The following is a 13,070-nucleotide window of genomic DNA, read 5'->3' on the forward strand; positions in this document are numbered from 1 at the left end:
ATTTTTCATTATTTTTTGTCCTTATAAGCTTTGTTAATTTTCGGCAGTTTTTGTTTTCCTTATATTTCTCTTAGATTGCCGATGATTTTTTACGTAAATTAAATATGTTTTAGTATGAATATTTTTCCTTTCCCTTAGACAGCCGATTTCATATCCTACCAGATAAAATGAATAAAAATAAAAATAGAGAAATAATATATAATACTGATCATCTTCTTATGTCAATAAAAGGCTATAATGTTTATGTATTATTAATTAAAGTTCTTATCATTAAGCGGAATGAAAAATGATATAAAAATTTCCTAGAAGTACTACCGTTTAACGATTTAAGGACTTTTTCCTAATCGTGGAACGTTCTCATAATCCCAAGTTAAGCTAACACTTTTCAATACTAGTTCAAGCCATCTAATACGCGATGGGGAAAACTTAAATGAAGATGAAAGACTTTGCCATTATTGTTACTTAAAGAGAATATTATAAATTAAAAACAAATTAGGAATCTACTGAAAAATTCGCTTTTTACGACAAAAAGATTTAGAATTATTGTCATCTACGATAGATATAGCCAAAATAGATCTTTAGAAAGATATATTCCAAGCAGTTTTACGGAAATTTCTCATACTTAATTATTTTCATTCTATCATGTAATAAAATAAAGTTTATCCATTCTAAGCGAAGATATTTTAGACTTTATGGCAAATTATTTAATTTCTCTTCCATTATATTAAATTATTTTTCACATCCCGTAATATCGTAGGGATTTTCGTAGAAAGTTTACTTATAGTTTTAAGGAAAACGACATATCTAAGCTATTCAAAATTTTCTACATGTTAGGACAAAATTTTTTCCTTAAAATCTTAGAAAATATTGAATTCTGACTCTACAACTTTACAGTCCACTTTTAAAATATTATTTTCAAAATTTTATAATAGGCAGATTATTATGTATGTTATTCTTGTTTACGATTTTGATGAGAAGAGGGTCGTGAAAGCACTTAATATTTGCAGAAAATATCTAACATGGATACAGAGATCGGTTTTTGAGGGAGAACTTACTGAAGGCAATTTATATTTATTAAAAAACGAGTTAAAGAAGATAATGAAGGAGAACGACTCTGTGATAATATTTAAATTGGAAGGAAAGTTCATGGTAAATAAAGAGATAATGGGCAAAAAAATTAGCGATAATAATATACTATAGACAGAATATATATAATATTGATCAATATACTATTGTAGAAATTAGTTAATTTATAGTTAAGTACTTTGTTATATTCTTTCTCAGATGTAAGGCCAATAAGATTTTCTGGATTCAACATCAATTGAAAGAAAAACTTAATGCTAATTTAATAAACATTTAAGTTGCTTTTCAAATTAACTTTGTTTTTATAATATTATAGAAAATATTATAAACTTAAGTTCTTAAATATATTATTATTGCCGTCATAATTTAATAGGATATTTAGCTCATATGAGTTAATTATTTCAATTTGAAATTGGAGCCGTAAATTATCCAGCTATCAAGATTTCATTATTTTACTATTAATACATATCGTTATTTACTCATATAAAAATGATATTTAGATGTGTTAAACGGTATTTTATATATGAAAAATAATATATTTTGAGATAGTAATTAAGCAATAGACTACATGAACTTTAATACTTTCTCACGGTTCTTTAGTTCATTTTCATATTAAGATTTTTGTTAATGATACTTATTTTTATTCATTTTATCTGGTAGGATATGAAATCGGCTGTCTAAGGGAAAGGAAAAATATTCATACTAAAACATATTTAATTTACGTAAAAAATCATCGGCAATCTAAGAGAAATATAAGGAAAACAAAAACTGCCGAAAATTAACAAAGCTTATAAGGACAAAAAATAATGAAAAATAAGACCCATTTGTAGAAATCCTTAGAGGACTTGAAACCTCACAATATAACATATGTCAAAACTCATATTTAAAGATTTGTAGAAATCCTTAGAGGACTTGAAACTCGCGTCGCCGTTAGGGTGAAAACATGGCTAAAGTAAAGAATTTGTAGAAATCCTTAGAGGACTTGAAACAAGAGGCGGAAGAAATGAAATATGAACAATTAATAACAACATTTGTAGAAATCCTTAGAGGACTTGAAACCAAGATAACGGAATAGACGTAGAACCGTTCATGAGTTATTTGTAGAAATCCTTAGAGGACTTGAAACCTTTTTTAGAAAAAAATTCACCAAAACTTGATGCTGATTTGTAGAAATCCTTAGAGGACTTGAAACAAATTTGTTTCACAACCGTCATAAAAATCGTCAAGAATTTGTAGAAATCCTTAGAGGACTTGAAACATCACTAAGCTTTAGTTCTTGTAATACATCTTCAATAAATTTGTAGAAATCCTTAGAGGACTTGAAACGATTCTACTTAAAAAATCTTCAAATTCTCCTAATATATTTGTAGAAATCCTTAGAGGACTTGAAACGGAATACCGTTTACAATTTTGACTATATCTGAAAATATTTGTAGAAATCCTTAGAGGACTTGAAACACAAATCTATTTTCGACCATAATCTTATTTTTATTTGATTTGTAGAAATCCTTAGAGGACTTGAAACCACCTGCGAGCTTGTAAATCGTAGGAATGATGTCGAGATTTGTAGAAACCCTTAGAGGACTTGAAACTCAACGTGACCTGGCGACGTATTATATCCCGCATAAAATTTGTAGAAATCCTTAGAGGACTTGAAACTAATGATAATAATGACAAGTAGAGGGTGAGAGAATGAGCTATTTGTAGAAATCCTTAGAGGACTTGAAACTAGTATGACGTTGGAAGACGTGTTCTACTGGATTCATTTGTAGAAATCCTTAGAGGACTTGAAACCGACTTTAAGAACGGTACAAAAACGCTAATGTTGTAATTTGTAGAAATCCTTAGAGGACTTGAAACAAAAGAGAAAAAGAAAAATAAAAAGAGAAATGAAATTTGTAGAAATCCTTAGAGGACTTGAAACAAATATAGAATAAATATTCCATTAAGATAATAAAATTTGTAGAAATCCTTAGAGGACTTGAAACAACGTATATAAAAGCTTTTGCTTTTATTTCAATTTAATTTGTAGAAATCCTTAGAGGACTTGAAACAATATTGTAAATAAGTACTTATTAAAAGATATAATAAAATTTGTAGAAATCCTTAGAGGACTTGAAACTATAGTTATGCAATATAGAAGTTATAATTTAATAATATTTGTAGAAATCCTTAGAGGACTTGAAACCAAATATAGCAATAATATTTTTTCGGCATTCATATCACAATTTGTAGAAATCCTTAGAGGACTTGAAACGAAAATATGGATATCCACTTTCATGCCCTATGCGGGATTTGTAGAAATCCTTAGAGGACTTGAAACCCGCTGTAGCAACTGAGTTTCCGCTGAGAAGGAGGGAATTTGTAGAAATCCTTAGAGGACTTGAAACCCCAACCCATAGGGAACCAAGGTATTTCGATCAGCATTTGTAGAAATCCTTAGAGGACTTGAAACACGAGTTCGGTAGTGAGAAGAGATGGGTGGTCTCAATTTGTAGAAATCCTTAGAGGACTTGAAACCGTCACCAGGTGTAGTCGATAAAATTTCACCAACAACGAATTTGTAGAAATCCTTAGAGGACTTGAAACCATCTGCACAAAACAATTATGAATGTCAATAAAAACATTTGTAGAAATCCTTAGAGGACTTGAAACGAATATTCAATATATCATGTTCACCATGCCAAAAACATTTGTAGAAATCCTTAGAGGACTTGAAACCCTCATTCGTATCCATTTTAATTGACACACTATAGATTTGTAGAAATCCTTAGAGGACTTGAAACTAGAAATCAATAGCTTCATCTATGTCCTGGATTGGAATTTGTAGAAATCCTTAGAGGACTTGAAACTCAACATCATTCACGGTGACTCCAACATGAGCCTATGATTTGTAGAAATCCTTAGAGGACTTGAAACACGAAATGCTACGGTACCTAATAAGGAAGGAGTACGAAATTTGTAGAAATCCTTAGAGGACTTGAAACTCGCGTTATCGCTCCAACTCTACCTCTTCAATAAGGAAATTTGTAGAAATCCTTAGAGGACTTGAAACTTGATGATGATGTTTTGCCTAACAAAATTCCTACGAAAATTTGTAGAAATCCTTAGAGGACTTGAAACTTTTTTTCTCGTGTTCTATCGTAACGTTTTGTTCCATATTTGTAGAAATCCTTAGAGGACTTGAAACTATCTATTTCGATCTTTTTCCTTACATCTCTTGTTTCTATTTGTAGAAATCCTTAGAGGACTTGAAACTTAACACAGGGAAAGAGTAGAATCAAATTAATTCAAAATTTGTAGAAATCCTTAGAGGACTTGAAACATATAATCTGTTGGTCTTAATCCTTCATTTTCGTAAAAATTTGTAGAAATCCTTAGAGGACTTGAAACACTATGAACTATTCTTCAATTAGGAATGTGGCAGATGAATTTGTAGAAATCCTTAGAGGACTTGAAACTTAGAGATAGTATAAACATCGATTGTATCCAAAATCAATTTGTAGAAATCCTTAGAGGACTTGAAACTTTTCATTAGGAGAAAGAGCTTTCTGTAGAGAGAGAAATTTGTAGAAATCCTTAGAGGACTTGAAACTTAATTCCCTTTTTTCATAAAAAATATTTTTATATATTTGTAGAAATCCTTAGAGGACTTGAAACTAAAAGAACAATTGGAAAACTTTTTGATAGATTCAAATTTGTAGAAATCCTTAGAGGACTTGAAACAACTAGAGAACCATGAGAGTTGTAACATTTAAAGCAGAAGAAGATTTGTAGAAATCCTTAGAGGACTTGAAACCAAATAGTTTCAGTCTGGATACAAAAAAGTTTTTAAAATTTGTAGAAATCCTTAGAGGACTTGAAACATTTTTTTACGCAATTTACAGAAAATGATAGATATTTGTAGAAATCCTTAGAGGACTTGAAACGTTAGCTAAATGCTAAGCAAATTCTCTGGATTGAATATTTGTAGAAATCCTTAGAGGACTTGAAACTTTTTTATACACATTTTTTATCAGTTTTGTAATAATTTGTAGAAATCCTTAGAGGACTTGAAACAGTTAGTGCAAAGGATAGGAAGAGTAATGAGACCAGATTTGTAGAAATCCTTAGAGGACTTGAAACTTTCCATCAGCAGCAAATGTAATAACTGGTTGTATATAAATTTGTAGAAATCCTTAGAGGACTTGAAACTATCCTAATTCCTGTAATGTCTTCAGATTCTTCATCATATATTTGTAGAAATCCTTAGAGGACTTGAAACTAGCTCTACTAAAAATGTGTTATTGTATTCAATATCCTTCTATAATGTTTTTCTTAAATCTCTTTTTCTTTATCAGTTATATTTACTAGTAAGAATGGAAAGATCGTATTTAATACAGTCCTAGTAAAAGAAAAAATTTAATATATTTTGCATATTATAATTTATATAATGTCTGACAAACCGTTAGAGCCTTATAAGATAGCGGATGATGTTTACGTAACGGGTACACTAATATGGTATCTTCATATTTGTCCTAGGGAAGTTTGGTTAATGAGCAGGCATATCATACCCTACCAAGATAATAAGAGACTTGAATACGGTAGAGCTATTCATAAGATACATTCTGATGAGACTTTTCTCATTATGGAAGGTATGAGAGTCGACACTTATAAGAAGGAAACAGGGGTAGTAGTTGAAATTAAAAGTTCATCAAAGCACTTAGAATCAGCCAAAGCTCAGTTGAGTTATTACCTTTACAGACTTAGAGAAAAGGGCTTAAATGCCGTAGGAGTTATTAATGTACCTGAAGAAAATATTGAGGAGACTCTAGAGAACATAGATGAGGGGAAAGTCTTAGAAGACATAGATAACGTTAAAGAAATAGTAAAGATGGAATATCCACCTAAAAAAGTTAGGATTAAGTTCTGTAGGAAATGCGCTTATAAGGATTTTTGTTGGCCAGTAGGGGAATGAAGAACGTCAAAGAGGATTTTTATAACTACTCCAGGCACATTGAAGAGGAAAAATAATACAATAGCTCTAATAACTAAAGAGGGTACTAAGTATGTTCCTGTAAATCAAGTAAAGCGTCTGTATGTTTTCAGTGAAGTGAATATTAATAAGAGATTTTTACATTTTGTTAGTAAGTACGGGATTCCTGTGCATTTCTTCTCTAAACAGAGGAGATATATAGGTTCTTTCTTGCCTAGGAAAACTAACCTATCAGGTCATGTTTTGGTAAAACAAGTCGAAACTTATTTAAATACACAAAAGAGACTATATTTGGCAAAGACGTTCGTAGAAGGATCAATAAGGAATATGAGTCTAATATTAAGGGAGAACGGTGTCGATAATTCAAATGTAAAAGCTGGACTTACTAAGCTAAAGCAAGCAAATAGTGTTCAAGAGGTGATGGGTGTAGAAGGTACAGCAAGATTAGAATATTATAAAGGTATAGATAGCATACTTCACGGCTCTTTCATAAAGAGAACTAAGAGACCTCCAGAGAACTGGGCAAACTCTTTGATGAGTTTAGGTAATATGATGTTCTATGCTGAAGTGCTTGGAGAAATATATCAAACGCAATTGGATCCTAGAATAGGTTATTTACATAGTACTAATCTGAGGAAGTTTTCTCTAAATCTCGATATTGCAGATATATTTAAACCGTTAATAGTAGATAGGCTAATAATTGCTATGATTAATAAGAAAGAAATTACGGAGAAGGATTTTGAGGCTAATGGATTAAAGTTAAGCGATGATAGTCTAAGAAAGTTTGTTAAAAAATTTGATGAAAAAATGGAAACTAAAGTTAACGTAGGAAAGAGAAGAGTGACTTACTCTACTATTGTCAGAATGGAAGCTTACAAGGTTGAAAAATTCGTCTTGAGTGATGAAGAGTATAGGCCTTATGTGGGAAGATGATATATAATAAGATTTCTTATCTATTAAATTTTTGACTATGTTAATTTTCGTTTGAAAGATATTATTTGATAATAAATTGAATTAAAACAATTGATAAAAACGATCTATAAATAAGAAAATCTTACAAGTGAGTATTAAGCTAAAAGTTTAGATATACAAATTATTATTCTGCGCTTTCTTCTTGATTAGCTGTAGGTTGTTTTGTCTGAGGCTCGCCGTGCATTATAAACTGTTTTGTCTGATAAGAGTAGCCTAAGAGTATATGAAACACATTAGCGGCTGTGTCCCATAAATCATTAGGATTCTTCTTTATTGATTCTAATGCTTCAGCAAATAGGGATTCCGTAGTAGAATTTAATTGTCTGTAATCTCTTAATGACTCATGTAATCTATTGGCGTAAGTTACGATGTCATCAATGTCCATACCTTCGTAGTCGATTCTATTTAAAATAGCCTTCTTATCGTCTCCCTTATTATGTTGTTCTTTTCCTACATATGCAGTTAATACACCTAGTAAGAATAGTCCCTTTAGTCCCCCCTTAATTCCCAAACTGCCAATATAACTATCTATATTGCTCACTTTTGTTCTCTCCATATTTAATGTATCTTCTCCCATGATACCTAATTGTCTCATAACATATATAAAGATTTCTTGATATAGTAGGAGGTCTTCAAGTGAGAATCTTGTCAGACTATTGCTACAAGTATCATATCGCAAGCATCTAATTACAGAGAGAAATGAATTGTAAACGTAGTTTGGGTCTAATTTATTTCCTAATAATATTGCTTCAAGGAAATCCAAGAATACACTTGGATCTATTCCTTTACTCAGTTCTCTAACAGGTAAAATACCGTAGAGCGTAGAAAATGACACATCTTTGAGATCTATTTTATTATCATATGTTGCAGAGACTATCGCTTTTCCCCTACCTGCTAATCTCATTACGTGTACTAGCCTAGGTACTCCAACTTCTGGTATTATTCTCCAAAGTCTAAATTTATTTTGTTGCTTCTGACCGAACACTAGATCAAGTCTAACTTCCACTCCTTCAAACTCCATTATATCCAACGTTTCTCTTTCCCCCTTCTCTATTTCTCTTAACCCTTCAAGTATGTAACTACCATCTTGGTCTGTCTTAAACCTTTGTAGAAAAGTTACATCTGCTTTAGGTGGCAAGTCTGGGATAACATAAGCGTTAAGTTTGCCTATTCTAACAGATAAATTTTGTTCAACATAATTATTACCTAGTTCTAATTTATGTCTACAGGACGGGCAAATTGTATGAGACTCGAGAATATCGCCGAAATTTGAGAGAAATCCTTTTTTATCGACTATAAATATTTTTAACATAGAACCGCCTGTATAGTCAGGATTAGGGAGTACATTATCTGAACCGCAAAATTGACATTTACCCTTTACAGTAGTCATACCTTCTACTAATGAGGTTCTATAATCTGGGAGAGTAGCTATATCTATTTCCTTACCATTTTTATCTATTATTCTGACAGTATATAAGTCACAATCCCAATCTAAATTATCTACTTTTACATCTGGTGAATACCAGCTTAATACTTCGTTCAAAAGTTTCCCAGTTTCACTGTTACTTAATTTATCTGCTATGACCTTCAAAGCGAATTTATTGTTTCTTACTTTCGTGCTATCTTTTTTGTATCCTAAGATATATTCTAGGTTTCCAGTAGTAATCCTATCTTGAGGTTTCTGTGCTTTTGCATTACCTATATGGGCATATTTTTCCTCATCTCCTTCAGCTAATTTTTCCTTCTTTATATATACACTTTTTGATCTATTATCAAAAACAACTAAGCCAAGCGTAGCATCTTTTTTATCTATTGCTACTATTGGTAAAGTAACTGAGCCCTCTGTTTTCCCTATTTGCAACTCACCTATTCTTAGTAAGGAATGAAACATAAAGTAGTATATGAATTATATATAAATAAGTATTTTGTTGTTCTAAATGTGACAGTATTTGAGCTAAAATATTTTCATGTATACTAACTTTTATCTTCTTACTTAAAGATTTGGAAATTAGGTTTTCAGGATTTGTATTATAACACGAAATTCCATGAGTATTAGAAGAAAATATAGTTAGGAACTAATATTGAGTAAGTTATCTTTTCTCCAAGAGTCTTTCTCTTCTTAACTGCATTAAAATATAAAGCACAGTAATATTTATTAATGTTATTGAGATAATATTTTTGATATTTCATGTCAAAGAATGATTCGAACTTAACCACGAATTCAGAATACCTTATAATTTATGAAGTAAAGAACGCTAATCCTAATGGAGATCCAGATGATGAGAATAGACCTAGAATGGATCCTAAGACTAAAATAAATTATGTTTCCGATGTTAGGTTAAAACGATTCTTTAGAGATTACATAATAGCAAAATATGGAACCGATTATATTTGGGTAACTAAACTAGATGGAAAAAACGTTGATGCTACTAAAAGGTTAGAAGTCATAGGAAAAGATCCATCATCAGTTTTAACTAAGTGCATAGATGCCAGACTTTTTGGTGCTACTATACCTAAAAAAGGCGGCGAAGGTAAGGGAGAATCCTATGCTTTTACAGGTCCACTGCAATTATCGTGGGGTTATTCTCTACATAAGGTAGATTTAATGGATACAAGATCTATAACATCGCTTTTCTCTGGGAGAGAGACAGGATCAGGAAATATAGGCAAGGATTATAGGGTATACTATTCACTTATAGCCTTTTACGGTGTTTTCAGTTGGAGGAGAAGTAAAGAGACTAAGGTCACTCAAAACGATCTGAAAGTTTTTGATAACTATTTATGGCAGGCTATATTGGAGGAAAGCGTAACTAGGAGTAAGATAGGACATTATCCATTACTTTATTTAAGATTAGAACACAAAGATTCTGATACACTTTTAGGTGATTTAAGGAGGTTTCTAAAAGTAGAACAAAAAACTGAGAACGTGAGAGGTTTGCAAGACCTGAAAATCGATTTAAAAGAATTATCTGAGAAAATAAAAGGTCTCGGAAGTATTTACTTAAGATGTGCAGATGAGCTCTCAGAGGAATGTAAATCTTTAAATGAATTAAAACCTGTTATATTGCCGCATAAAGACGTTAAATTCCCGTGAGGAGTTTTGGAAAAGATTTTATCAATACAAATTTTTAGTAAGCTAGCTCATTTTAGAAAGGTATTCTCTAATTCAACTTCTCTATCTTATTATTTTCCACCTAGAACTACGATAATGGGGATAGTAGCTGCCGCTATGGGTAAGGATAAAGATTCGTATTATGATGAATTAGATAAGTTTAACTATGCTGTTGAGGCGTTGACACCGCTGAAGAAATTAGTTTTTGGAGAGAGTTATCTTGATACTGATTCGGTTAATGTCCAGAGATTTAGAGGGGTAAGTAATAGAGTGCCTACTACAAAAGAATTTATATCTCCGTCAAGGGGAAACTTCTTAGGTTATGATATTTATATCACTTATAATAAGAATATAGAAGAGGCATTTAAGAGGCCGAAGTACCCATTAACTCTGGGAACAGCTGAAATGCTTGCCTGGATTGAAAAGATAGAAATGTTGGAATGTCAGGAAGAGAATGATTTTTCAGATAACGAGGTTTATGGAGTTTTTCCTAGCTCTTTTTCTATTGAAACAGGAAGCGTAATAACATTAGAGTATAGTGTCCCAAGAAGGTATGAGAATGAAAGGATGTCTGGGAAGCTATATGATTATTTCTTCTCTACCAATACTTCCCCAGTGAAAGTTAAAACGGGCAAAGGTAACGGTATAAAATGTAATGAGGGAAAGAAAAATATACTATTTTTATAGACCAAGAATATTTTTATCTCTTTTAGAGTTGAATATATTAAAGCAAAAAAGAATGTGAATACAATGAGGATCTATATTAAAGCCCGTATTTTAGAAGGTTACGTTCCGCTTCATTATAACTATTATTTACAATCTTTCTTTTACAAAAGTTTACCTTCAAAAATGAGGGAGGTATTACACGATCAAGGAATAGAGCAAGGCCCTAGAAGGTTCAAGATGTTTACTTTTTCAAGGCTTTACGGTGATTTTGAAAAGAAAGAAGATAAATTATTCTATAAGGACTATGTTTACTTTGCTTTCTCCTCCGCTTTAGAGTTACCTATTAAATACCTCTATGAATCACTAAAGAACGATCCTACATTCGTTATAGGAAAAGCTAAATTTATAGTCGATAAGATTTTAGTTAAAGATTCATTAGTAGAATTAAATGATTATGATATATTTTACACTCTTTCTCCTGTAGTAGCTACTAAGAAAATGGAAAACGAAAGTAAGTTTTACTTTCCTCACCAGTTAGAGTTCAATTATCTGCTTCAACTTAATGCAAAAAGGAAAGTTTTAGCATTAACAGGGAAGACATTAAAAAGCGATTTAAATATAAGAGTTGAAAGATGGAGAAGGATAGTTGTTAAATATAAAAGAGGTAACATAGAAGGAGTTATAGGAAAGTTTAAGTTAAAAGGCCCATTAACCGTTCTTAAAATAATATATGAGGCTGGATTAGGAGCAAAGAACAGTCAAGGTTTTGGTATGCTAGAATTTGAGGGAACGAGTATAAGAAATATACTTGGTGAATAAAATACAGCATTATCTAGCTTAGAAGTTTACCATTTTGCTAAATTTAGTTCTTTTATCTCTATTAACCATTTCTATTCTATAATATCAAATAGCTTTAATGTTTAATTTTAGTTTGACGTATATTCTGTAGTACAATCTTAATTGCTATTAGCAATTAGAGTGTTTATATAATAGGGACTATAACCAACTATACTATCTGATTAACATGCTTAGTATTCTTACTAAAACAGCTAAATTCTATAAATAACAAATTTGTATGTAAACTTCTGTATAATGATATAACATAAATATTTAGAACACATAACATATAAATTAAAAATAGTGATCCAAAAGAATTCAGAAAATAGAATAAGTTACTTGAGTCATTATTATTTATTTTAGGTTTAGATCTACGATAATCATTAACTTTGACTAATATACCTAATTATACCAAACACTATGATAAGTGCTTTGTGAGTTAGTTCAATATATTTCAATAGAATGATACAGCAAAAAATGTTTTCTCTAGAAAATAATATCTCTCCTAAATAATTTACTATACTACTTCTTGACCTCAAAGCCCTTAGCTCGACCAACAACAAGGTTGGCCATGTACATCATCCAAGCATAAGCCAAACTAGCTTAGCCTCAACAACTTGACCAGCAAAACTCGTAGCCCTAACAGACTCACCAAATGCTTAACCGCTGAGAACAAGGATTCAACCAACCACCTATTACCATAACCCTTCTCATCCCGCCAACGTTCATAACCCAACTTCTTGAACTCGCGCACAGCCTTACGCCTAGCAGGATGACCACGCCTAAAGCGTTCTTCCTAGGAGGAACAACAACATCAACACCAAGATTATAAATCTCGTTAGTATCATAAGCCTTATCGCCATAGAACCTCTTAACTTCCTTACCCTTTTCCTTCAAGTCCTTTACTTTGAAGCAGATTCGGCCTCATTACTCGTCACCTCAGCGCTTACTATCTTGAACTCGTCCTTCTCCATAACTACTTCAATCTTAAGGAATTTTGAATCCCTCCTTTTGCCCCACTTTGCTACTATTGTCCTCCTCTTGTTGTGCTTATTCCAGTACCGTCAGCTATTACTTCAAGTTCGTCACTCGCTTCAGGGAAATTAATATTCATGTTTCTTATCCTTTCCCATATTGTTAATCTAGGCTTGTTGGGATTATCTTCATTTCTGCTAGTGCGCTTAGTACTCCTTCTACTCTGTAGGGTAAGAATAAGTGTAGGAATGCTAGTCGTTGAACTCCTTTGGTGCCTTGTACTTTGTTTTCGCATACCTGTTCTCTTCCTGGAGTAATTCCCACCAGTGTTCGAAGACGTAGAAGGGGAACATTAGCTTATATCTTGTTACCACGTTCTCATCGTACTTGCTCCAATCCCTAGTGTTCTTCTTTTCCATGGGTAATACTCTGCATAATTACTTAAAAATT

The 13,070-nt window shown here is 31.8% G+C and carries 7 protein-coding genes, 1 pseudogene and 1 CRISPR repeat array; of the genes and pseudogenes, 6 read left to right on the plus strand and 2 right to left on the minus strand.

The window, feature by feature from the left end; all coding sequences use genetic code 11:
- Positions 1 to 942 precede the first annotated feature (942 nt).
- The 3 genes from cas2 to cas1b all read left to right on the plus strand — a co-directional run bounded on the left by cas2 (position 943) and on the right by cas1b (position 6,991).
- The gene (gene cas2, locus DFR85_RS28970) at positions 943 to 1,200 is read left to right on the plus strand and encodes a CRISPR-associated endonuclease Cas2 (protein ID WP_110271276.1); all 258 of its coding nucleotides are present in this window, start codon (positions 943 to 945) and stop codon (positions 1,198 to 1,200) included.
- A gap of 705 nt (positions 1,201 to 1,905) precedes the next feature.
- Positions 1,906 to 5,347: direct repeats of the CRISPR family, unit length 30 nt; unit sequence ATTTGTAGAAATCCTTAGAGGACTTGAAAC.
- A 168-nt stretch (positions 5,348 to 5,515) separates the two neighbouring features.
- Positions 5,516 to 6,040 (plus strand): CRISPR-associated protein Cas4, encoded by a 525-nt coding sequence (cas4, locus tag DFR85_RS28975; protein WP_110271277.1) that lies wholly within the window; start codon positions 5,516 to 5,518, stop codon positions 6,038 to 6,040.
- A 21-nt stretch (positions 6,041 to 6,061) separates the two neighbouring features.
- Positions 6,062 to 6,991 (plus strand): type I-B CRISPR-associated endonuclease Cas1b, encoded by a 930-nt coding sequence (gene cas1b / locus DFR85_RS28980; protein ID WP_281351092.1) that lies wholly within the window; start codon positions 6,062 to 6,064, stop codon positions 6,989 to 6,991.
- A 163-nt stretch (positions 6,992 to 7,154) separates the two neighbouring features.
- On the opposite strand, the gene DFR85_RS28985 is transcribed toward cas1b, so the two are convergent.
- Entirely contained in the window at positions 7,155 to 8,921 is a 1,767-nt protein-coding gene (locus DFR85_RS28985; RefSeq protein ID WP_110271279.1) for a TM1802 family CRISPR-associated protein, read from the minus strand.
- A 297-nt stretch (positions 8,922 to 9,218) separates the two neighbouring features.
- Here DFR85_RS28985 and cas7b point away from each other — a divergent pair, with 297 nt between their 5' ends.
- The 3 genes from cas7b (at position 9,219) to cas6 (ending at position 11,627) form a co-directional block, all read left to right on the plus strand.
- Positions 9,219 to 10,124, plus strand: a complete 906-nt coding sequence (cas7b, locus tag DFR85_RS28990) for a type I-B CRISPR-associated protein Cas7/Csh2 (protein ID WP_110271280.1) — start codon at positions 9,219 to 9,221, stop codon at positions 10,122 to 10,124.
- 6 nt (positions 10,125 to 10,130) lie between these two features.
- Complete coding sequence (gene cas5, locus DFR85_RS28995; RefSeq protein WP_110271281.1) at positions 10,131 to 10,829, plus strand: CRISPR-associated protein Cas5; 699 nt, start codon at positions 10,131 to 10,133, stop codon at positions 10,827 to 10,829.
- A 63-nt stretch (positions 10,830 to 10,892) separates the two neighbouring features.
- Complete coding sequence (cas6, locus tag DFR85_RS29000; RefSeq protein ID WP_110271282.1) at positions 10,893 to 11,627, plus strand: CRISPR-associated endoribonuclease Cas6; 735 nt, start codon at positions 10,893 to 10,895, stop codon at positions 11,625 to 11,627.
- Between the two features lie 540 nt (positions 11,628 to 12,167).
- Here cas6 and DFR85_RS29005 read toward each other — a convergent pair.
- A pseudogene (locus DFR85_RS29005) lies at positions 12,168 to 13,039 on the minus strand (transposase).
- Positions 13,040 to 13,070: the final 31 nt, after the last annotated feature.

Origin of the sequence: Acidianus brierleyi (assembly GCF_003201835.2) — an archaeon.
Taxonomy (GTDB): Archaea; Thermoproteota; Thermoprotei_A; order Sulfolobales; family Sulfolobaceae; genus Aramenus; species Aramenus brierleyi.

Excerpts from the sequence above, each read along its gene's own strand:
- cas2 (WP_110271276.1), top strand. The coding sequence starts at position 943 with ATGTATGTTATTCTTGTTTACGATTTTGATGAGAAGAGGGTCGTGAAA.
- cas4 (WP_110271277.1), top strand. The coding sequence starts at position 5,516 with ATGTCTGACAAACCGTTAGAGCCTTATAAGATAGCGGATGATGTTTAC.
- DFR85_RS28985 (WP_110271279.1), bottom strand. The coding sequence starts at position 8,921 with ATGTTTCATTCCTTACTAAGAATAGGTGAGTTGCAAATAGGGAAAACA.
- cas7b (WP_110271280.1), top strand. The coding sequence starts at position 9,219 with ATGTCAAAGAATGATTCGAACTTAACCACGAATTCAGAATACCTTATA.
- cas6 (WP_110271282.1), top strand. The coding sequence starts at position 10,893 with ATGAGGATCTATATTAAAGCCCGTATTTTAGAAGGTTACGTTCCGCTT.